Origin of the sequence: Halorhabdus tiamatea SARL4B (assembly GCF_000470655.1) — an archaeon.
GTDB lineage: Archaea > Halobacteriota > Halobacteria > Halobacteriales > Haloarculaceae > Halorhabdus > Halorhabdus tiamatea.
The window spans coordinates 2,708,832-2,727,692 of the sequence record NC_021921.1 but is presented as its reverse complement, the minus strand read 5'-3'; the positions used below and the strand labels follow the sequence as shown (position 1 = coordinate 2,727,692).

Here is an 18,861-nt window from a genome sequence, read left to right as displayed (position 1 = left end):
CCCGTCGGCGCGAGCTGTCAGTACGACAGCGACTCCGTGTACCGATCCAACAGGAGGACCGCGAGCGCACCGACGCCGCCAGCCGCGAGCGTCGCGACCGTCGTCCCCGGCGTCCAGGCAGCGGTGTTGTCGAGAACCTCGATGGCGGGCAACCGGAGCGCCCCGACCATCAAACTCACGAGGAAGGTCAACGTCGCCGCCCGGTAGGTCGCGAGCGCCCACTGGACGACCCGGGCGAACGCGAGCAAGCCGAGAATCGCGCCGACCCCGAACGTCAGGACAGTCGTCCCGAGGTCGAATACGTCGGCGAGCGTCGCGTCACCGACCGCGAGGCCGACCAACCGGTCGACGAACCGTTTGAGGACCGTCGTCAGGTGGTCGTATTGGCCGAGGAGGACGAGGAAGAACGCCCCCGAGACGCCCGGCAAGATCATCGCGGTGATCGCGATAGCCCCCGCCACGAAGACGAACGGCAACGCGTGGGAGGCTTCCGAACCAGCCGAAACGCCCGAGACGAGAAAGGCGAGCGCGAACCCGATGACCGCGGCGGCGATCCGCCCGGGCGTGGCGACCGAGACGTGTTCGTAGAGGACGACCGCCGACGCGGCGATCAACCCGAAGAAGAACGCGAACGTAAGCGCTCGTGCGTCGGCGAGTGCCGCGTGCATCACCCGCGAGACGACCACGATCGCCGTCGCGACACCGGACCCGAGAACGACCAGGAACGGGACATCCATCGCGAGCAAGCGGCTGACCAGCGCCTGTCGGCCGTTTGCGTGATGCACCCGGAGGAGGTGTCTGGCGGCCCGGGGATCGAGTGTCGCAATGGCGCTGATCAACCGCTCGTAGATGCCGGTGATGAGCGCGATCGTCCCGCCGGAGACGCCAGGGACCGAGTCGGCCGTCCCCATCGCAACCCCCTTGAGGTAGATCACCACCCAGGCGCGAACGTCGAGAGCCGAGGGTGACTGTTCCGTAGACACGATTTAGTAGCCGGTGGGAGCTGCGCGAGCGATCGGTGCGTCGCCGACGGCGATTGCAGGCGCGAGCGATTCGGTCGTGTTCTCGTCCGTTTCGCCGGTCGATCCACCGTCCGTGTCGCTCGTCTCGGTGCCGTCTGTCGTGTTCTCGCCCGTCTCGTTCGTCGAATCGTCCGAGGAATTGAGATCCTGTTCGAAGAGGACGGACTCGGTCAGGTTGACTTCCACGACCGACTCGTCGGTCCCGACGACTTGCTCGTCGGAGACGTCCGCGGTGTCGGTGTAGGCAGTCACCGTCACGCTCTCGTTCGTCGAGTGGGTCGTCGACGGTGTTCGGAACTCGTAGGACCCGTTCGCTCGCACGCTGACGTTCGTGTAGCCGTCTTCGGTACTCACCGCGTCGTAGTCCGTCGTCGAGTACGGTAGCGTCATCGTGAACTCGCCGTCAGCGTCAGTCTGGGCGTGCTGGCGGTAGGTGAACGTCCCGTTGGCGTTGGGCATCTCCATCTCGACGGAGGCTGTGACGTTCGTATTGGCCGGGCCAGTTCCTTCGACGGTCGCGCCAGGGACCCGCTCGAAGGTCTTCGTCCAGGCGCTGTTGGGTTCGGAGAACGTCCCGCCCAGCAGATCCCGGACGCCCACGCCAGACTGATACTGCACCTGCTGATTCTGGGCGTTCTGTTGGGCGAACCACAGCAGGCCGGGCTGGCTCGCCGTGAACGAGTTCTGGCTCTGGTTGCTCACGTGGACCAGCCGGTAGTGTTCAAGTGCGGGCACCTCCTCGGCCGGAATCTTCCCGAGCCCACCGATCTGAGCGGTTCCGTCCTCGGCGACGTAGGCTTCTGCGGCCGTGCGGTTGTCGAACCATCGCAGCGCCTGGGCCGACCCGTTCTCGTTTCTCGCCGGGACGTTCCAGGTCGTTTCAGTCCCGTCGGAAAGCGTCACCGGGGTCTCCTCCCAGTCGACGACCGGAATCCGCCCCTGAGTACTGACGCCCGGCACGTTCTCCGGTGAGGCAGCGCTCCCGTGATACCGGTACAGCCGGGCTGACATCGACTCGTAGTAAGCCTGTTTCTGGACGGTGTAATACTGGCTGGTGATCGAGGACTGCTCCTCGGTCGAGACGAGTCCGCGAACCTTGCGGTAGTACGTCGACTCAGAGACGGTATCGAGGAAGTTCGGCGGCGCGAAGTACTTCCCGCCGAAAGCGCCGTTGGCAGTCGCCATCTTCCAGTCGATCATCGCGTAGCGCGTCTGGGCGTCGGTCTCGTTTTCGCTCACCACGTCGAGGGCACCAGCCGCCTCCGACTCGTTTTGAGCGATCAAGAACCTGGCTGCTTTGTCGGCGTTGCCCTGGAACGGGTTGGCTACGGGGATGCGTTCGCCTTCCTGGGTGATCCAGTGACCGTAGTCCCACCACGACATCACGCCGTAGGCACCGTCGGGATACTCGTAGTCGTCGGTCCGCTCGTAGGTGCCATAGAAGTCGAGGTCTTCGGCGTTGCCGGCCCCGCCGTAGTTGCCCACGGCGGGCGTGTTCTCGCTCATCCACTCGAGGCTACTCTCCCAGCCGGAGACGCCACCAGGACCGTTCTGTCCGGAGACGTCGATGGCGGTCGGATAGACGACGACCATCGGCAGGACGACGGCGACGACCACGCTGAGGATCGTCAGGACCTGATAGGTCTCGAGGTCGCTGCTGTCAGCAGCCGAGCGGAGATACCCGAACAGCCAGGTGACGACGAGGGCAGTCAGCGTCGCGGTCGGAACGGTGAGGTAGTAGGCGAATCGCTGCTGGGTGAACGTCGCCGCGACCATGAACACGAACCAGAGGGCGACAAAGAGCAACTCCGGCTTGAGTTCGTCGCTGAGGTACTGGTGAGCGATGGCAATGCCGACCCCAGCGACCGCGACAAATGGCGCGGCCCCGAACCACTGCCAGAGTGGATCGATCGTCGTCAGAGGCTGAACTTCGCCGACCGTACTGGCCGAGGCGGTCGGGTTGACGGTGAAGCCGACGAACCGGAGCAACTGATCGAAGAAGTACCAGAACAGGTCCGGCAGCAGTACGGCGAGCAGGACGGCACCGACGACGAGTCCACCGAAGACCGTCGCGGGGTACTGCCAGCTCGCAAGATGACGTCGGTCCCATTCACGTGCGAGCCAGGCCAATCCGAGTGACCACGCGACGCCAGCGAATGCGAGTGCCGGCTGGGCCAGCGATAGCTGGACCATGTTGAGGTCGAACGAAGTGATCGAGACCAGCGAGAGGACACCGGCCACGGAGAAGATCGTCGCTGTCGCGATCCCGACGTGTTCGGGACTCTCGCCGCGGAGGTAGGCGACCGGCAGTTGAATGGTCACGTAGACTCCCAGGATCCCGATGAGGAGGATCGCCGGCGGCCACGTCCAGAGATACAGTCCGAGGCCAGCGCCGGCCAGCGTCGCCCATCCCAGCGGGCGACGAAGCGCCGCCCAGTCGCGGTCGACGAACAGCTCGTAGACTGGTTTTTCCTCCTGTGCCACCCGAACGGCGATCAAAATTCCGAGGACGGCGAGGGCCTGAAACAGCGCCTCGACGACCTGGTGGTCCGCGAACCCGACGAGGCTCCGCTGGAGGAGTTCCCCGGCCGACAGCGCGAGGACGAGCGCGGCGATCACCCCACCGAGTCGACCGCCCATCCGCTTGCCGAGGTAGTACGTCGGCACGACGATCGCCGCACCGAAGACGACCGGGGAGAACAGCGCGACGAGACGGACCAATTCGTCACTCGGGCTTCCGAGGCCGATGACGAGCGCCGCTGTCGCGACCAACTGATCCATGAACGTCCCGAACTGGCCGACGAACGTTCCGGTGGGGAACTCCGTCCAGGGATCGAACGGCATCGTCGAGGGCCAGTGTGAGACCGTATAGGAGATCTGGCGCAGGTGATACCACGGGTCGTTCCCACTGAAAAGGACCTTCCCGTCGACGAGGAATCGACCCCACGTTCGGGCTCGCAGCCAGACCATGAACCCGAACAGGCCGGCGACGATCAGGACGTGGTACCACGCCGACAACCACTCGATGACGTCGTTGACAGGCGAATCATCGCTAACGTAGTCATTCAGCCCACTCATATGTCGGGAACCCTCCGAACACTCATTAGGCAAGGAAACTGCCAACTCGCGCATAAGCCTTGTGAAGTTCCCGATGGCCGCTTGCCACCCAGAATCGGCCCTGGAAGCCGTATAGGGACAAACGAGACGGTTCAGGACACCGCTTCGTGTTCGTCGACAGCCGCGACAGGCACTTCAGACAACCGCGTCCCGCAGTCCGAACACGAGACAGTGACAACCTCGTACTCACGACAACAAGACGTCGCGGAATCCAAGCTGGAGACTGCCTCGCCCGCACACGCGGGACAGGCGTCGATGTATCGTCGCAGCTGGGCGAGGACCTGTCCGCGCTCTGCTGTCTCCAGTTCGCCCCACCCGTCGTATCGGCTGGCGAGCACGCGGCCGGCCCCGAGGTCCGCGAGCAGCGCTGCTCGCGAGACCCATCGGCCGAACGGACGGCCATCGAGCGTGAGTATCACGTGATTGCCCCTCTCGTCGATCTGGACTGCACCGTCAACGTCGAAGACATCCACGACAGTCGTTTCGACGGAAGCGAGGTCCTCGATCGCAGCCTGCCACTCGTCCGCGAAGGTGTCCTCGAGGGTGCCGTAGGCCGTGCGTTCGCCGAATCGAACGGCGTTTGCCCCAGCGAGGGGCCGTTCCGTGTCGATCCCAGATTCGCTGCGCGTCCCATCGACTACGAACGGCTCCTTGCCGAAGGCACGGAGTACCCACGGCGGGAAGTACCGCGCCGAGAGCGTCGGTGTACCGGGGAGCAGATAGCCACGGAGCCAGATCTGGACGCCGGCGATCGCGATTACGCCGATCGCGACTGTCGCTGCGAGAGTCGGGCGAGTGTTCAGGCCCACCAAGAGCGTAAACGTCGTGTTTCCGATCACGACAGCGATGACACTGTTGACAACGGTACACGGCAGACATCGGTTCGCACCGGTGTATTCGGGTCGTCGGTAGCGCTCGAGAGGGAGCCAGCCCATTCGTATATTGCCTTCGCAGTGAGTGATCTGACCTGGGCTCAGATAGATTTGACGGGACGACCCACCGATGGCATCAACGAGTTTTGATGTCGTCTTCGTCCTTGATGATGCGCGTCTCGGCCCCGCCGCTGGAAACCTCGTTTGCGAGTTCGTAGAAGTCGTTCTGGAGGCCGGCGGGGAAGGTGAGCACGCCGACCCACGAGCCGTCGCTTTGCCACTCTTCGCTCTCTAAGTCCCCGAACTCCCGGATCTTCGCCTGTCCGCTCCCGGCGTAATCGGGTGGCAGTTGGACCGCGACGGTGACCTCGTCGAAGCGGATCGGAATTACCGGCCTGAGGGCGTCGAGTGCGTCGTCGACCTGGTTCTCGACAGGTTCCATCGGATCGACCTGGAACCCGGCTTCTTCCAGGGCGGACTCGATCCGGTCCGGCGGGTGAGGCGCGTCGTCCATCTGTGGATTGACCGCGTTGCGGGTGATGCGCTGGACGAGTTCGCGGTGTTTGCGCTCCTGCATCTCCCGGCGCTGGTCGGCCGTGATCTGGATCTCCCCCCGTTCGATGACCTCGGGAATGATTTCCAGGGGCTCGGTCGTTTCAAAGACCTCTTCGAGGGCATTCTCCGGCGGTCGGTCACCACGTGAGGCGTTCTCGAAGACGTCCTCGGCGGCGATGACGTCCTCGAGCTCACCCTCGAAGTCACCGCGTTTCATCGCGAGCGCGGCGTCGGGATCGACCAGCACCTCGAAGCGTTCGCCGTGTGTTTCCAGACGGGCCGTGACAGCCTCGTCAAGCGATATCATGTGTTACTCCTACTTGGGGCCGACTAAAAGGTGTTTCCGAACGCACGCAAGCCGAGAGATACCGGCCGCCCAGACTTACTGCCAGGTACGTCCCGCAATTCGAGAACCGCCGCTTTGGCCCACCCATTCGCGAATCCGTGTCGGATGCTCTCGGGGTCGCACGAATTCGAAACCTCCCTTTCAGCCGATCAGTCGTCGACCGAATCGTCGCTGTCCTCGTCCGCTTCCGGGGGTGTGCCCCCGTCTTCCGTCGGGCCTGCTTCGTCGTCTTCCGTCGAATCATCCTCGTCGTCTGTGGCGAGCAGCTCCAGATCGCTGAGGTACGCCTCTGTCTCGGCGTCGGTGAACTTGTGGAATTGGGCGCCCTCGACGGCAATCGTTGCGAGTCCGACACCCTCGGGCGTCAGCCCCCCTTCGGCGACTGACTCCAGTGCCTCGAGTGCCAACTCGACGCCGGCCTCTAGCGTCATCTCCTCGTCGTAATTGGCTTCGAGATACTCCCGGATCGCACCCCGATCAGCTCCGATGGCGAGTGCCTTCCACTCGTAGGGCGTTCCGGAGGGATCGGTCTCGTACAGATAGGGTTGCCCGTCGCTGACGCCGGCGATCATCAGCGCGACGCCGAACGGACGAGCGCCACCGATCTGGGTGTACTGCTGGACGTGGTCGGTGACCGCCTTCGTAAGCGTCTCGACACCGATGGCTTCACCGTATCGGAGGCGATTGAGCTGGGCCTGCCGGCGGGCGAAGTCGATGAGCTGGCGGGCGTCGGCGACGTGACCCGCGCTGGCGATTCCAATGTGGTCGTCGGCCTTGTGAAGCTTCTCGACGGAATCACGCACCATGAGCGGGGAGCGAACCTGCTTGTCCACCGCGAGGACGACCCCGTCGGCTGTCCGAATCCCGATGGACGCCGTTCCCCGTTTGACGGCTTCACGGGCGTACTCGACCTGATAGAGTCGCCCGTCGGGTGAGAAGATAGTGATACCGCGATCGTAGGCCTGCTGTTTTTGTCCTTGCATCGTTAGTGAAGATCGCCGTTGGTTGCCCCGACGAACCCGTCATCGACGGCCACGTCGACCCGGCCGCCCCGGGCGACTGCGGATCGATCGGCTCCCTCGAAGGCGACGGTCTGATCCCTGGCTTCCGGTCGGCCGCCTAAATACGTTTCCTCACACGCGCGGACGGTCCCGCTGACGCCCCGGACCCGGAGGCCGACTGGATCGTCGCCGACGGACGCGAGGGTGGCGAGTACCGCCCGGGCGTTCGTCACTTCGTCGCGACGCGTCCGGACGATCGCCGTCCCGGTCGGCCCCGCACGGTCGAAGCGGAGGACCGATAGACCGACCGACGCCGAGCCGACGTCACCCAGGAGGTTCTGGGCCGCGAACCAGAGGTGGCGCTGGAAGGTGCCACGATCGAAGTCGGCGTCCGGCCAGGTTTCGAGTTCGACCGCGAGATACCGCCAGCGCTGGCGGAAGTGCTTCGGGAGGTGCTTCATGGGCTGTCCTCCGCAGGTGGCTTCATCGGGACTCGTTCGGCCACCAGCACGCCGACCTGATCGTGGACGCGCTCGACGGCAGTGAGCGCGAACCCGGCGTCGGTGAAGGCGTCGACCAGCGTCCCGACGGTGGCGGGATCGTCGACGTCGGGCGAATAGAACGGCTCGTCGGGGTCAGGCGTCCCGAAGAACATCACGTCGCCGAGGACGAACCGCGTCGGTTCCAGACTCGCGATGGTCTCGATCGCGTCACGCTTCTCGGCGTCGCTGAGGTGGTGCATGGCGAAGTTCGAGACCACGACGTCCACGTCGGCCCCATCCGGCAGGTTCGGATCGCGAAACCGACCCTCGCCGAACTCGGTGTTGTCCAGGCCACGGTCGGCAGCTTTCCCTCGAGCCTGTTCGCGCATCCCCTCGCTGATGTCGCGGCCGATCACGTGGCCGGCCGCTGGAGCCAGCGCGAGGGCAATCGCGCCGGTGCCTGTCCCGAGATCGAGGACGGTGTCGTCCCCGTCAGGATCGGCATGTTCGATCACCAGGTCGGCACACGCCCGGTACTCGGGCGAGTTGTCGCCGTCGTAGGCGTCGGCCTGCTCGTCGAACCGGGCGGCGTGTTCTTCGAGCGATCGTTTCATGGACTCTCGTTCGGGCGGGCGAGTGAAGTACTCCACGACGTGTTCCCGGTCACGCTGAAAAGAGGGCCGTGGCGTTCGCCGATCGACAGCTTACCACGTGCCGTGGAAGGTATCGAAGCTGAGCGAATCCATCGGTTTCTCGCCGATCGCGATCTCGTACTCGCCGGGCGTGAGCATCGGCTGTTTGAACTGCGGGCCGTCGTCTGTCGTGATCCGGGGGCAGGCGGTGTTGACGTACGCGTCGAGTCCGAAGTTAGTGAGCTTCTGGGGCGTGACGTTGTTCATCGTCAGGAGGTAGGCGTCGTCGTTGTCCTCGACGATCTGGCGTGCGCGTTCGAGGCGGCCTTGGCCGATCTTCGTCGAGTAGATGATTCCCCAGGTTTCGGCGTCCATCGCCCGGTGGATCGCCCCGTAGCGCTGTTTGATCAGCGCCTCGGCGTCAGCGATGTCGACGACGTTGTTGACGGGGTCGGCGATGACGATGTGTTTGTCCGGTTTGTCCATCGCCAGGCCCATCGGATGGAACTTCCCGCCGCCGACGTAGAGGATCTGCTCGGCGTCGACGTCCGCCGACGCGTAATTGCACCCAAGTACCTGACCCTCGTGGGTCAGTCGCTCGTCGCCACGCCGCGTGTGGACCGTATAGCCCCGCGCTTCGAGGAACTCCCGCATCTCTTCGAACTTGTTCATGTGCTGGGCCGTCGTGACGAGGCCGATGTCCTCGTCCACCTCGGGATCGTCGAACTCCGCGAGGGACTCCTCCATGATCGGGAGAACGTCGACGTTCGAGAACAGCGGGACGTAGATGATCTGTTCGGACTCGTTCATCGGGCTGTGGCCGAAGTGGACGAAGACGTCGCTCTGGCGCATCAACTCGATGTCGAGATCACAGGCACCATAGCAGGGTTCCCCCGAGAGCATGACCGCCACGTCCTCGGGAAGCGTCCGTCGGAGGTCGTCGGCGACGGCCGGGCCGCGGCGCTTGAGTCCCTCGGGGAACTGCAGTCCGACGGTGTTGGCGTTTCGCTCCGCGACGGCGTCTCCGATCCGGTCGAGTTCGTAGTCCCACTCGCGGTCGTGTCTGAGCGCCATCCCCGTCGCCGTCAGATCGCCCGGGGTACGCTCGCTCTCCTGACTCATTGCTCGCCGGTAGCGGATCGGTGCGTAAAACGACGGCGTTCCCGGCACAGCTGCCGGTTTTCCGTGGGAACGTCCGGCATGCAGCCACCTCGCCCGCGCCACGAGAGGGGGTCCCAGCCGGGGTCACTCCAGTGCGTCCCGGAGGTCCTCGACGTGGGAATCGACCAGTCGCACGGTCGCGTCGGCGTCGACGTACCCGCGATCGTAGTCCTCGCGGGCGTCGTCGTATTCTTTGAGAAATTCCTCGACAGCGGCTTCGATGTCGCTCATACCCAACCGTTCGGCTCGACGCCTCTCAAGGCTTTGGAAGCAGCTACGTGACGGCATAGGAGACGTCGCTGTCCCGGAGGGCGTCGGTAACCCGACCGACCGCGTCGGTCGTCGCCACGACCACAACCTCGAGGCCCCGACTCGCCGCGTCGGCGGCGACCGCCCCGGCCGCAAAGTGGATCGCCGGCTCACAGTCGATCGCCCGGAGCGCGCCGACGGCCTCGACGCCCGCCGCCGCCACGAGGTCAGCAGTCTCGACCGCGTCTCGGATCGAATCCAGCGGTGGTGTCTCGTCGGATCGAATGGGTGGCACCTGCAGAATGGTGACTTCGCCGGGTTCGAGGTCGATGACGCCTTCGAATCCGGTGACGCCGACGACCTCGCCCGCCTCGGCGTCGGTCGTGGCGACGCCCGTCGCCTCGCCGTCACCCGGTCGCGCCTGGAGGAGGCCGTCGGCGATCGAGAGCGTGACTGTCTGGCCTTCGTTGACGGGCTTGAGGGCGATCGCGGCGTCCTCCTGAACGCTCCCGAGGACGTCCTCGGTCACGTGGTCGGCGAACCGGCGGACGTCCGTCGCCGCGGAGAACAGCCAGTCGACGCCCTCATTGGTGACCCGGTAGCGCGAACGGCCCTCTTTCTCGACGAAGCCATCCTCGACCAATTCGCGGATGTACTCGCTGACGGCCTGGCTCGTGACGCCGACGGCGTCGGCGATCTCACCCTGGCTCACCGCTGGCTGGCGTTCGGCGATCTCGACGAGGATCCGAAAGCGGGTCGCCGTCCGCTTGTTGTCGAGGACGTCGATCATGTCGGGAACCTGGGGGCGCTGAGTAAAAAACCCCCAGTTGTAGCCCGGGGACGTGTCCCTTTCGGCTCGATCGACTCCCGACGACACCCTTACGCCCGTGGGTCGTCGATGGCGTAGTGATGGAACCGACGTTTCGGGACCGGGCCGTGATCGTCGGCGAGACGCTCGTCGTCGCAGATCTGCACTTCGGCCGGGAGCGATCCTCGAACGTCGAACTGTCGCTCGGCTCGGACGCGTCCATGTGTGATCGAATCGGGACCCTGCTGGACGCACACGACCCCGCGGAGGTCGTGATCGCCGGCGACGCGTTGCACTCGTTCGATTCGCTTCCGCCAGGCGTCGCGAGTGCGTTCGCGGACCTCCGGGCGTCCGTCGCCGACCACGGCGCGGACCTGATCATCACGCCCGGAAACCACGACGTGCTCCTCGACGCTGTCTGGGACGGGGCGACACCCGACAGCTACGCCCTCGCCGACGGTGAGACTGTCGTCCTCCACGGCCACGACCCACCAGCGTCGTCGGCCGAGCGATACCTGATCGGCCACGATCACCCGGCCATCGAGATCGAGGGTCAAAGGCGGCCGTGTTACCTCCATGGCGTCGACGCGTACCGCGGGAGCGACGTCGTCGTGTTGCCGTCGTTCAACGACCTCGTCGCCGGCGTCCGGATCAACCAGATGCGTGCCGCCGACTTTCACTCGCCACTAATCCAGAACGCGAGCGCGTTCCGACCGATTGTCCGTGACGAGAAGGCCGCCGAGACCCTGGAGTTCCCGCCGCTGGGATCGCTCAGGGAGATGCTGTAAGGACGGGACGCCGTCAGCTCCGCACTGTCCCTCTCGGTACCCACCAGCGTTTTGGTCACCGCCGACGAACTCCCCGCTATGGAAGCCGCCGTCATACTACTGCTGGTGAGCCTGTTCGTCCTCAGTGTGTTGCTCGCGTTGACCCGGTGGCTCGTCCCGAAAGCGCTCGCCGAAGAACCGACTGGTCGGGCCGGCGGTCACTGAGTCGGCGACGAGTCAGGGGAGTCACGACGCGTCTGTAACCCGATCAGCGGCGATGCGACCGCTTTCGAGCGCACTCTGGATCGAACTCCAGCGCGTGTAGTCGCCGGCCAGGACGACAGGGCCGTCCGGATCGTCTGGATCGGGTAGCCCCGACTGGAACCCCGGCGGCTGGTCGATCTGGGCGAACGGAACTCGGTCGGTCTGCCGATGTTCGAGGTCTGCGAACGACCGCTCCGGATACCACCGTGAGAGGGTGTCCTTCGTCTCCTCGAACAGTGTCTCGTCGTCGGCCGCGGGCACACCCAGGAACGTCGCGGCGAGCAACTGCTGGCCATCCGGTGCGTACTCGGGCGCGACGGCTGACATCGGCGCGACGTGGTTGGGCCGATCGTCCTCGACGTTCAACAGGAGGCGTTTCCCCGTATCCAGTGGCGTTCCGGACGGCAACGACGCGTAAACGGTAGTACACCCCCGATACTCGGTCGGCGTTTCGACGCCCGTGAGATCGGCGGCCGTCTCGGGATCGGTCGCGACGACGACACTCCCGGCGGTGATCGTCTCGCCGTCGACGGTCACCGAGACCTCTTCGCCGGTCGTCGCTGCCTCGCCGGCCCCAGCAGTCTCGATCGACTCGACAGTCGCGCCCGTCTCGATCCGTGCGCCGGCCTCACGGGCACGACGGGCCAGTTGCTCCGGGATAGCCGCCATCCCGTCGGCCGGGACCGCCGCCGACCCGTCGGCGAGTCTGGCGAACGTGTACTCGAATATCCGCGCGTCCGTCGACAGCGACCGATCGAGCGTGATCCCGCCGTAGAACGGCGCGACGAAGCGCTGACCGAAGGCCCGCGAGAACCCGCGATCGGCCAGTGCGGCCTCGATCGTGCGGTCAGGCCCCGCCGGATCGAAAATATCGGCTTCCTCGCGGCCGGCGAGTTCCCGGCGGAGTCTCAGGATGTGGAGTTTATCGCCAAGGGTGATCTCGCGGTTGAACACCGTCTGCGTGGCGGTCCGGGGGTTCCGGAGTGGATCGGCGATGACGCTACGCTCGCCCGGTCGTGCCAGCGTCGCGCCGGGGGCGAACCGGCGCAGGTCGAGCGCGTCCACGTCGAGTTCGCGCTCGACCGCGGGATAGCTGTCGAAGACGACCTGGAACCCCTGGTCGTAGATAAACCCGTCTTCCCGGTGCGTGTGGACGCGGCCGCCGACGGTCGACTCGCGCTCGAACACCGTTACGTCTAGCCCGTCTTCGGCGAGGTGACGCGCGGCGACCAGCCCGGCGAGGCCGCCGCCCGCGACGAGGACGTCTGTCATGGCCCGGGCTACGGTCGGGAGCGTCAAAAACCCCGGTCGAGCCCCGCGGTTGGGGACAGTCGGCACACGTCTGTGACCGGACCACACTGGTGACCGGACCACACTTTAGCGGGGCGGCCTGACGAACGGACATGCACACCGACGGCGCGCTCGCCGGCTTCGACTGCCCGACGTGCGGGAGAACTCACGCTCCGGACGACGTCGAGACGACCTGTCCCGACTGTGGCGACCCAGTCACGCCCGCGTTCGATCCCGGGGCGCTTGCAAAGGCCCTCGATGCAAGAACGCACGATGCAACCGGAATCGACCGTTTCGCCCCGGCGATCGGATTCGACTCGGATTCGCGGGTCGTCTCGCTCGGTGCAGGCGGACGAACTGTCGTCGACGCACCGTCACTGGCCTCCGAACTCGGCGTCGAGAGCGTCCGGATCGCCGACGAGGGACGCAACCCGACCGGCAGCGCCGTGGATCGAGAACTTGCAGTTGCTGTCTCGGTCGCCGCCGAGCGTGACGCCGAGCGCGTCGTCCTGCCCTCGACGGGCAACGCTGCACGGTCGGCCGCCGCCTACGCCGGTCGTGCCGGCCTCGAATCGCTTGCGTACGTCCCCTCTCGGACGGCGTTCCTCGAGAAGGCGATGACGAACGTCCACGGCGGGGATCTTTCGGTCGTCGAGGGGCGGTACGCCGACGCAGCGGCCGCCTACGACAGTGCCGACACCGAGGGATTCCAGATCGGTCCGGACTCTCCGTTTCGACAACTCGGCGCAGCGACGCTCGCGTGGGATCTGTTCGGCAAGCAGCCGAACTCGCCCGACGCCGTCGTCGTGCCCGTCGGCCATGGGACGCGACTCGCCGGTTTCTTCGCCGGCCTGTCAGCCCTCAAGGAGATGGAGCGACTCGACTCACTGCCCGAACTGTACGCGGCACAGCCGAAGGGATGTGCGCCGATCGTCACTGCCCACGAAGCCGAGGGGGAGATCGAGCCCTGGGACACGCCCGACAGCGTGATCGGCCCCCTCGAAATTCCCGACCCCGCCGTCGGATCGCTCGCGCTCGACGCGCTTGCGGCCAGCGACGGCGATGCCGTCGCCGTGCCGGACGACGACGCGCTCGCGGCCGCCGTCGACGCCAACGCCACGACCGGCGTCGAAGTCAGTGCGACTGGCGGTGTCGCATTAGCAGGGGCAACGACGCTGGCCGAGCAAGGAGCGCTCGGATCGGACGTGTCCGTCCTGGTCGTCGATCCGCTCGCCGCCGCTGCCGAGAGTGACATCCTGCGGAGTCAGTTGATGAGCCGCGGGATCTAGGGTCGAAAGCCGCCCTCAGCCGATATACCGGAGGTCCTCGTCGGGCGTGCTGGGCGCACCCTGTTCCATCTCCTGGATCTTCCGGACGACCTCCTCCATCTCGTCGGCGCGCTCTTCGAGAGAGGCATAATCGACCTCGAACCCGAGGACGTCCTGGAGGATCTCGAGGACCGCCTGGGCGCTCTTGGGATCGACGAGATACCCGGAGGTCTCGCCCATCAGACAGGCGGCCGGCCACTCCCGGCGCTGGCCCATCCCGAGCAGGAGCCCAGAGACGCCGACGATCCCGCCGGCGGGTTCGTTCTCCCGGAAGTCGACGCCGGCTTCCGAGAGCTCTGTCTCCAGGTCCTCGGTCGTGACCGCGCCGATGACGTCGTACTCCTCGATGAGTTCGCCCGTCGGGACGCCGCCCAGCGCGACGAGCCGCTCGACGTCGAAGTCTTCGGCGACGTCGAGGAACGTATCGACCAGGCCGTAGTGGCCGGTGTTGTCCTGGGCCTGATGGTCGCCCGAGAGGACGAGCATGTCCTGGCCGTCCTCGGGCGTCACGGCGTGAAACGTCGCGCTCGCGAGTTCGACGCCGTCCTCGACGCTGACTTGTGGCGGGAAGTGCGTCGAGTAGACGCGCCTGACCGGCGTGCTCTCGAGTTCTTCGAGTAAGTGTTCGGCCGCAAGTTTTCCCACGTGACCCACGCCGGGCAACCCCTCGACCAGCACCGGTTCGTCGAGTTCGACATCGTCGAGAACCTCGACCTCGTAGTCGTCCATACCGCCTACTGCCGGCGTCGTCGTTTAAGAGCGCGTCGATACTCGCCGTAGTGATCTTCGGGCGAAAAGGGAGCCGGAACGGCGTTTTCGGTCGCCGCGCCACACTCGGGGCAGACCTCACCGAGCGTGTACACCGGACGGTCGTGGCGGTCGCGCCACGCCGAACACACCCGGATGTCTGCCTTCATTCCTCGTCGGTGGTGCGCTCGCGGTGGAATTCGGCGGAGCCACCGCAAGACTCGATCGCCGTCGCGGCGCGGTCTGCGCTCGCTTCGAGTTGAGACTCGGCGGTCTTGTAGTCAGGGGCCTGCACCTCGATCCGGTACTCGGGTGCCCCGACGTAGGTGACCGCGAGTTCGATCTCCTCCGGAAGTTCGCCGTTCCCCTCGGCGGCCTGCATCGCCTCCTTGATCGCGTCGACGCCGTCGCTCTCGGGGCAACGAAGGTCGACGTAGCCCGTGACGTTGACGTACGGGACCGAGACGTTCTCGCGTGCCGCCTCGACAATCGCGTCGATCTCGTCGTCAGCGAGGTCAGTCTCCTCGAGTGCGTCCGTCCCGTGGATAGCTGCCTGCTCGAAGCCGTCGTACATCGAGCCGAACCCGGCGATGAGTTCCTCGGCGATGGCGGCATACCGGTCGGCTTCGAGGTCCTCGCCGAAGGCGATGGTCATCCAGTTGTCGGCCTTCTGCTCGTTTTTCCACTCCTGGATGGTGTCCTTGCGCTGGTGGTCGTTGACGTCCTTGATCGAGAGGTCGATCTGCTGGGCGTCCTCGTCGACGTCGAGCACCTTCGCGACGACGGTCTGGCCCTCGTTGACGTGGTCGCGGACGTTCTTGATCCAGCCCGAGGCGACCTCGCTGATGTGGGCCAGCCCGCGCTTGTCCTCGTACTCTAAGAGGTCGACGAAGACGCCGAAGTCCTCGATCTCGTCGACACGTCCGACGACGAGTTCGCCGGGTTCGGGCCAGCCGCTGAACTTCATCGTTGTTCGACCGTCTCGAGTACGTCGCCTTCGATGGTGGCTTTTCCACCGGTCGGTCGGACGAGCGTGTTCCCACAGACGGCACAGACGACTTCACTCGCTGCCTTGCCGAAGACGACCTGTTCGTTCTCACAGTCCGGGCATCGGACGCTGTAGAAGTTCCCCGGCATCGTTACTCCTGGAACTCGATGCGGCCGGCGCGCCATCCCTCGCGAAGGTGGGCGTTCCCACACTCCGAGCAACGGTACGTGAGGTTGGTCTTCTTCGTCGGCTTGTCGCCACCGGGGACCTTCGAGAACTTGCCGTCGTTCCCGATCCCGGACTGGCGCTCGCGCTGGCGACCGTTGACCTTCGTCATCCCGGTCGTCCGTCCCTGTCGGACCCGCTCGACCTCGTGCTCGTGGTGCTCGTTGCAATGCGGACAGTAGGTGTTAAACCGGCGTGGCATCTGCATGGATATCTACCTTGCCGGAGAGTTAGACAGCCCGGCTTAAAACCCGTTTGGTTCCACGCGAGCGCCGGACGTGAGTGTGAAGCAGACACGTGGCGTCGTTGGTCTCCAGGTGCGGACTGCATGCTCCGAAGCGCTTAATGCCGGAATGGTCGAAGTCGACGGCATGAAGCGACTCATCATCCACGGCGACCCCGGCATCCGCAAGGACGCCGTCATCGAGTACGAGGGCGAGGAGTACGTCTGCTTCGGGATCAACCGCCAGGGCGACTGGCACGGCCCCGACCGGCCCCAGCTGTGGTGTACCGTCGGCAGCGAGGACGAACGCGAGGACTTCGAACGCCGGAACTACATCCCGATGCACATGGAGACGCTTTCAGCGGACGCCGAGACGATCACGGTCGTCGAGGCCGCCTGAGCGATCAGTCAGGACGGGAGTGCGTTCTGATCGACGCGATATATCGTCACCTCGTTCCAGGATTCTGCGACCGTCACGGCGTCGATTCGATCTACCGTGATCTCGTCGTAGGCCCCCCGTTCGAGTGGCCCGACGTAAATATACTCGACGCCGTAAGCGGCCAGCAGGCCGCGCTGGACCGCCGGCTCGCCCGTGAAAATTTGCTCGACGTCGTCGACGCGCTTCCAGTAGGCGGCGGGCTCCCGATACCCGGTCTCGTGGACCCAGCCAGCGACTGTCGGGATACCAGTCAGACTCGACGGCCCGTTGACCCACCGGTAGATATCGGTTCCGGGGCGAGAGACAATGGTGGGCTGGCCCTCGAGATCGTCGAGCCAGCGGATCGCCGGCGCTTCTCCGGGATGGTCCGCCTCGACGAACGCCAGGGCGTCGAGCGTCGGCTCCCCCGTGGCGGTCCCCGTTGGTCCATTGGCGAAGTGCTGTGACAGCGCCAGTCCGCCGTAGATGCCGGTGACGAGAACGAGTGCGGCCGTCAGGACGGCGAACCCGCGTCGCCAGCCCACACGTCTGAGGCCGATCGAGGGTCGCCGGTCAGCGACGAGCCCGGCGAGGACGACACCGATCGCCGCACTCCAGAGAATCCAGACCTGGGCGTAGACCTTGAAGACGGTGTTCATCCGGCCTGGCCCGGCGTGCTCGCGAACGAAGACGAACTCGACGAGCAGTGCCAGGCCCGCCCCGGCCACGATCAAAATTGTCTCGAAGCCAGGCGTCGGGCCGTCCGCGTGGGCATCGATCCGCCGAAGGGCCCACCCGCCGAGAATCAGCGTCCCGAAGAGCGCGACGGCCGGGGCGTCGGCCAGCAGAGTCACGACCAACAGCGCCACAACCAGCCCCACGATCTCCCACGGGCGGTTCAGGTGTGGCATAGTGTAACGTGCGAAGTAGAGTCCGAACGCCACCAGGAACGCACCGTGGACGAGCAACAGCGGTCCGAGACCGCTCCGGGGCGGGAACAGGCCGATCCCCTGGCCGCCACTGGCCGCGGCAAGCCAGAAGGGAACTGAGAGGGCGAACCCGATTGCGAGTACGGCGGTCCCGGCCGCAACTGCAAGGAAGTGTCGGACCGTCTCGCGTCGCCACCAGTCCTTCGAGGCCAGCCGCTGGGAGAAGTGAGCGGGAAGCAGCGATTGGGGGCTCGCGGGCGCGAGCGCCACGGTCAAGACGGTGAGTCCGCCCACCGACGGGAACGACCAGGTGTTGACGACGGCGAGCATCGCCGCCAGGGGACCGAGCGCGGAGAGCAACCCCAGTCGGCGCATTCGCTGGTCGGCGGGCGTCCGGTAGTAGCCATACAGCAGCGTCGCCGCGAGCAACAGGAACGGCGTGCTCGTCATGTGAGCGTGCATGTCGCCGTTGAGCCAGGCGAACACCGGGAACTCGTTGATCGTCCCCGGAATTACCCGGCTCGCCGTCCAGTAATCGAAGTTCGCGAGCCCGGTCGCGAGTCCCTCGAGGTCGAAGCCGGCCGTCTCAGCCAGCCGTGCCGAGAGCCCGGCGGGAAGCGCGAGGACGACGAGCTGACCGGCCGGCACGAGGTTGCTCGCAACCCCGACGAAAAAGGCCCCGAGCCCACCGGCCAGCCGTCCCGGAAGCTCGCGGTCGACAGCGACGTTCTTCGCCAGTCCGTAGGCTGCGGTCACCACCATCGCGTAGAAGCCGGCGAGGGCGAGGTTGTACGCGTATCGGCCGGCTGTCCCCGTCAGCCGGGCGAGCATCGACGCGAGCAGGTGGCCACCGTAGTAGTACTGGACGGGTTCGCCGGCGAACCAGAAGTCCGCGGGTGGCAGCGTCGACCCACGCAACAGCGACCGAAGGAGGCCGAAATCGAGGAACTTCTCGCCCCCGCCGGGGTGGACAGCGGGGTCGAATGCCCGGATCGCGACCAGAAGGAGGAACGCCACCGTAAACACTGCCGCGGTCTCCAGGAAAGGGGAGAGGTCGATCCGACCTGTCCGCCTGCGTCGGGCGAGGACAGCCACGGCCGCGAGCGTCGCGAGTCCAGCCCACAGCCCGATTGGGAGCGAGACGTGGCCGAGAAGGTACGTCACCACCCAGACGATCGCCAGTGCAGCCGGAAGGGCAATCCCGGCCCCCTCGTCAGCCAGTCCGGCCAGCACCGCGCGCGTGATGATAAATCCGACAAACAGCACTACGAGGTAGACCGCAAGCCACGTCAGGACGAGCCCGAACTCCATCACGCGGGAGAACGCCGAACTCGCCTAAACGTCTTGTGTCATCAACCGACCAGAGGACCCAGCGTCGGAAGCGACGCGAGTGTCGAACCCAAACGGCTTTTGGTCGTTCCCTCGAACGCTTCGGCA

At 65.7% G+C, this 18,861-nt stretch carries 21 protein-coding genes; 4 read left to right on the top strand and 17 right to left on the bottom strand.

Annotated elements, in window-relative coordinates:
* Positions 1-17: 17 nt before the first annotated feature.
* From HTIA_RS13440 to HTIA_RS13400, 10 genes are all read right to left on the bottom strand, one after another.
* Complete coding sequence (locus HTIA_RS13440; RefSeq protein ID WP_044951211.1) at positions 18-911, bottom strand: DUF368 domain-containing protein; 894 nt, start codon at positions 909-911, stop codon at positions 18-20.
* 75 nt (positions 912-986) lie between these two features.
* On the bottom strand, positions 987-4,100 hold the full coding sequence (locus tag HTIA_RS13435) for an oligosaccharyl transferase, archaeosortase A system-associated (protein ID WP_008525421.1): 3,114 nt from the start codon (positions 4,098-4,100) through the stop codon (positions 987-989).
* A 131-nt stretch (positions 4,101-4,231) separates the two neighbouring features.
* Positions 4,232-4,948: a hypothetical protein gene (locus tag HTIA_RS13430; RefSeq protein ID WP_020936462.1), complete on the bottom strand. Its 717-nt coding sequence runs from the start codon at positions 4,946-4,948 to the stop codon at positions 4,232-4,234.
* A gap of 199 nt (positions 4,949-5,147) precedes the next feature.
* Positions 5,148-5,873 carry a ribosome assembly factor SBDS gene (locus HTIA_RS13425; RefSeq protein ID WP_008525425.1) on the bottom strand — a complete coding sequence of 242 codons (726 nt, stop codon included), beginning with the start codon at positions 5,871-5,873 and terminating at the stop codon, positions 5,148-5,150.
* Positions 5,874-6,061: 188 nt separating this feature from the next.
* Complete coding sequence (gene psmA / locus HTIA_RS13420) at positions 6,062-6,895, bottom strand: archaeal proteasome endopeptidase complex subunit alpha (RefSeq protein WP_008525427.1); 834 nt, start codon at positions 6,893-6,895, stop codon at positions 6,062-6,064.
* A gap of 2 nt (positions 6,896-6,897) precedes the next feature.
* Complete coding sequence (locus HTIA_RS13415; RefSeq protein WP_008525428.1) at positions 6,898-7,374, bottom strand: Rpp14/Pop5 family protein; 477 nt, start codon at positions 7,372-7,374, stop codon at positions 6,898-6,900.
* A complete protein-coding gene (locus tag HTIA_RS13410) occupies positions 7,371-8,009 on the bottom strand; it encodes a class I SAM-dependent methyltransferase (RefSeq protein WP_008525429.1) in 639 nt (212 codons plus the stop codon). The genes HTIA_RS13415 and HTIA_RS13410 overlap by 4 nt, the downstream gene beginning before the upstream one ends.
* A gap of 90 nt (positions 8,010-8,099) precedes the next feature.
* The gene (gene dph2, locus HTIA_RS13405) at positions 8,100-9,149 is read right to left on the bottom strand and encodes a diphthamide biosynthesis enzyme Dph2 (protein ID WP_008525430.1); all 1,050 of its coding nucleotides are present in this window, start codon (positions 9,147-9,149) and stop codon (positions 8,100-8,102) included.
* Between the two features lie 123 nt (positions 9,150-9,272).
* Positions 9,273-9,419 carry a hypothetical protein gene (locus tag HTIA_RS16910; RefSeq protein ID WP_008525431.1) on the bottom strand — a complete coding sequence of 49 codons (147 nt, stop codon included), beginning with the start codon at positions 9,417-9,419 and terminating at the stop codon, positions 9,273-9,275.
* 43 nt (positions 9,420-9,462) lie between these two features.
* On the bottom strand, positions 9,463-10,227 hold the full coding sequence (locus HTIA_RS13400; protein ID WP_008525432.1) for a DUF7839 domain-containing protein: 765 nt from the start codon (positions 10,225-10,227) through the stop codon (positions 9,463-9,465).
* A gap of 119 nt (positions 10,228-10,346) precedes the next feature.
* Here HTIA_RS13400 and HTIA_RS13395 point away from each other — a divergent pair, with 119 nt between their 5' ends.
* Positions 10,347-11,033: a metallophosphoesterase gene (locus HTIA_RS13395; protein ID WP_008525433.1), complete on the top strand. Its 687-nt coding sequence runs from the start codon at positions 10,347-10,349 to the stop codon at positions 11,031-11,033.
* A 78-nt stretch (positions 11,034-11,111) separates the two neighbouring features.
* Positions 11,112-11,237, top strand: a complete 126-nt coding sequence (locus HTIA_RS17315) for a hypothetical protein (RefSeq protein ID WP_008525434.1) — start codon at positions 11,112-11,114, stop codon at positions 11,235-11,237.
* 21 nt (positions 11,238-11,258) lie between these two features.
* Here HTIA_RS17315 and HTIA_RS13390 read toward each other — a convergent pair whose 3' ends face one another.
* Positions 11,259-12,548 (bottom strand): NAD(P)/FAD-dependent oxidoreductase, encoded by a 1,290-nt coding sequence (locus tag HTIA_RS13390; protein ID WP_008525436.1) that lies wholly within the window; start codon positions 12,546-12,548, stop codon positions 11,259-11,261.
* Positions 12,549-12,679: 131 nt separating this feature from the next.
* On the opposite strand from HTIA_RS13390, the gene HTIA_RS13385 reads away from it, so the two are divergent.
* Entirely contained in the window at positions 12,680-13,855 is a 1,176-nt protein-coding gene (locus HTIA_RS13385; protein WP_008525437.1) for a pyridoxal-phosphate dependent enzyme, read from the top strand.
* A 15-nt stretch (positions 13,856-13,870) separates the two neighbouring features.
* On the opposite strand, the gene HTIA_RS13380 is transcribed toward HTIA_RS13385, so the two are convergent.
* From HTIA_RS13380 to HTIA_RS13360, 5 genes are read right to left on the bottom strand one after another with little or no spacing between them, the layout of a single operon-like run.
* On the bottom strand, positions 13,871-14,623 hold the full coding sequence (locus tag HTIA_RS13380; RefSeq protein ID WP_008525439.1) for a proteasome assembly chaperone family protein: 753 nt from the start codon (positions 14,621-14,623) through the stop codon (positions 13,871-13,873).
* Between the two features lie 5 nt (positions 14,624-14,628).
* A complete protein-coding gene (locus HTIA_RS13375; protein WP_008525441.1) occupies positions 14,629-14,811 on the bottom strand; it encodes an RNA-protein complex protein Nop10 in 183 nt (60 codons plus the stop codon).
* The gene (locus tag HTIA_RS13370) at positions 14,808-15,608 is read right to left on the bottom strand and encodes a translation initiation factor IF-2 subunit alpha (protein WP_008525443.1); all 801 of its coding nucleotides are present in this window, start codon (positions 15,606-15,608) and stop codon (positions 14,808-14,810) included. The genes HTIA_RS13375 and HTIA_RS13370 overlap by 4 nt, the downstream gene beginning before the upstream one ends.
* Positions 15,605-15,778, bottom strand: coding sequence for a 30S ribosomal protein S27e (locus HTIA_RS13365; RefSeq protein ID WP_008525444.1), 174 nt, complete (start codon positions 15,776-15,778; stop codon positions 15,605-15,607). The genes HTIA_RS13370 and HTIA_RS13365 overlap by 4 nt, the downstream gene beginning before the upstream one ends.
* Positions 15,779-15,780: 2 nt before the next feature.
* The gene (locus tag HTIA_RS13360; protein ID WP_008525445.1) at positions 15,781-16,062 is read right to left on the bottom strand and encodes a 50S ribosomal protein L44e; all 282 of its coding nucleotides are present in this window, start codon (positions 16,060-16,062) and stop codon (positions 15,781-15,783) included.
* Between the two features lie 163 nt (positions 16,063-16,225).
* Here HTIA_RS13360 and HTIA_RS13355 point away from each other — a divergent pair, with 163 nt between their 5' ends.
* On the top strand, positions 16,226-16,477 hold the full coding sequence (locus tag HTIA_RS13355; protein ID WP_044951209.1) for an HAH_0734 family protein: 252 nt from the start codon (positions 16,226-16,228) through the stop codon (positions 16,475-16,477).
* Positions 16,478-16,485: 8 nt separating this feature from the next.
* On the opposite strand, the gene HTIA_RS13350 is transcribed toward HTIA_RS13355, so the two are convergent.
* Positions 16,486-18,735, bottom strand: coding sequence for a DUF2298 domain-containing protein (locus HTIA_RS13350; protein WP_008525447.1), 2,250 nt, complete (start codon positions 18,733-18,735; stop codon positions 16,486-16,488).
* Between the last annotated feature and the right edge of the window lie 126 nt (positions 18,736-18,861).

Coding starts and splice junctions, on each gene's coding strand:
- HTIA_RS13390 (WP_008525436.1), bottom strand. CDS start 12,548: ATGACAGACGTCCTCGTCGCGGGCGGCGGCCTCGCCGGGCTGGTCGCC.
- HTIA_RS13395 (WP_008525433.1), top strand. CDS start 10,347: ATGGAACCGACGTTTCGGGACCGGGCCGTGATCGTCGGCGAGACGCTC.
- psmA (WP_008525427.1), bottom strand. CDS start 6,895: ATGCAAGGACAAAAACAGCAGGCCTACGATCGCGGTATCACTATCTTC.
- HTIA_RS13370 (WP_008525443.1), bottom strand. CDS start 15,608: ATGAAGTTCAGCGGCTGGCCCGAACCCGGCGAACTCGTCGTCGGACGT.
- HTIA_RS13360 (WP_008525445.1), bottom strand. CDS start 16,062: ATGCAGATGCCACGCCGGTTTAACACCTACTGTCCGCATTGCAACGAG.
- HTIA_RS13400 (WP_008525432.1), bottom strand. CDS start 10,227: ATGATCGACGTCCTCGACAACAAGCGGACGGCGACCCGCTTTCGGATC.
- HTIA_RS13435 (WP_008525421.1), bottom strand. CDS start 4,100: ATGAGTGGGCTGAATGACTACGTTAGCGATGATTCGCCTGTCAACGAC.
- HTIA_RS13365 (WP_008525444.1), bottom strand. CDS start 15,778: ATGCCGGGGAACTTCTACAGCGTCCGATGCCCGGACTGTGAGAACGAA.
- HTIA_RS13385 (WP_008525437.1), top strand. CDS start 12,680: ATGCACACCGACGGCGCGCTCGCCGGCTTCGACTGCCCGACGTGCGGG.
- HTIA_RS13410 (WP_008525429.1), bottom strand. CDS start 8,009: ATGAAACGATCGCTCGAAGAACACGCCGCCCGGTTCGACGAGCAGGCC.
- HTIA_RS13415 (WP_008525428.1), bottom strand. CDS start 7,374: ATGAAGCACCTCCCGAAGCACTTCCGCCAGCGCTGGCGGTATCTCGCG.
- HTIA_RS13440 (WP_044951211.1), bottom strand. CDS start 911: ATGGGGACGGCCGACTCGGTCCCTGGCGTCTCCGGCGGGACGATCGCG.
- HTIA_RS16910 (WP_008525431.1), bottom strand. CDS start 9,419: ATGAGCGACATCGAAGCCGCTGTCGAGGAATTTCTCAAAGAATACGAC.
- dph2 (WP_008525430.1), bottom strand. CDS start 9,149: ATGAGTCAGGAGAGCGAGCGTACCCCGGGCGATCTGACGGCGACGGGG.
- HTIA_RS13375 (WP_008525441.1), bottom strand. CDS start 14,811: ATGAAGGCAGACATCCGGGTGTGTTCGGCGTGGCGCGACCGCCACGAC.
- HTIA_RS17315 (WP_008525434.1), top strand. CDS start 11,112: ATGGAAGCCGCCGTCATACTACTGCTGGTGAGCCTGTTCGTCCTCAGT.
- HTIA_RS13380 (WP_008525439.1), bottom strand. CDS start 14,623: ATGGACGACTACGAGGTCGAGGTTCTCGACGATGTCGAACTCGACGAA.
- HTIA_RS13350 (WP_008525447.1), bottom strand. CDS start 18,735: ATGGAGTTCGGGCTCGTCCTGACGTGGCTTGCGGTCTACCTCGTAGTG.
- HTIA_RS13425 (WP_008525425.1), bottom strand. CDS start 5,873: ATGATATCGCTTGACGAGGCTGTCACGGCCCGTCTGGAAACACACGGC.
- HTIA_RS13355 (WP_044951209.1), top strand. CDS start 16,226: ATGAAGCGACTCATCATCCACGGCGACCCCGGCATCCGCAAGGACGCC.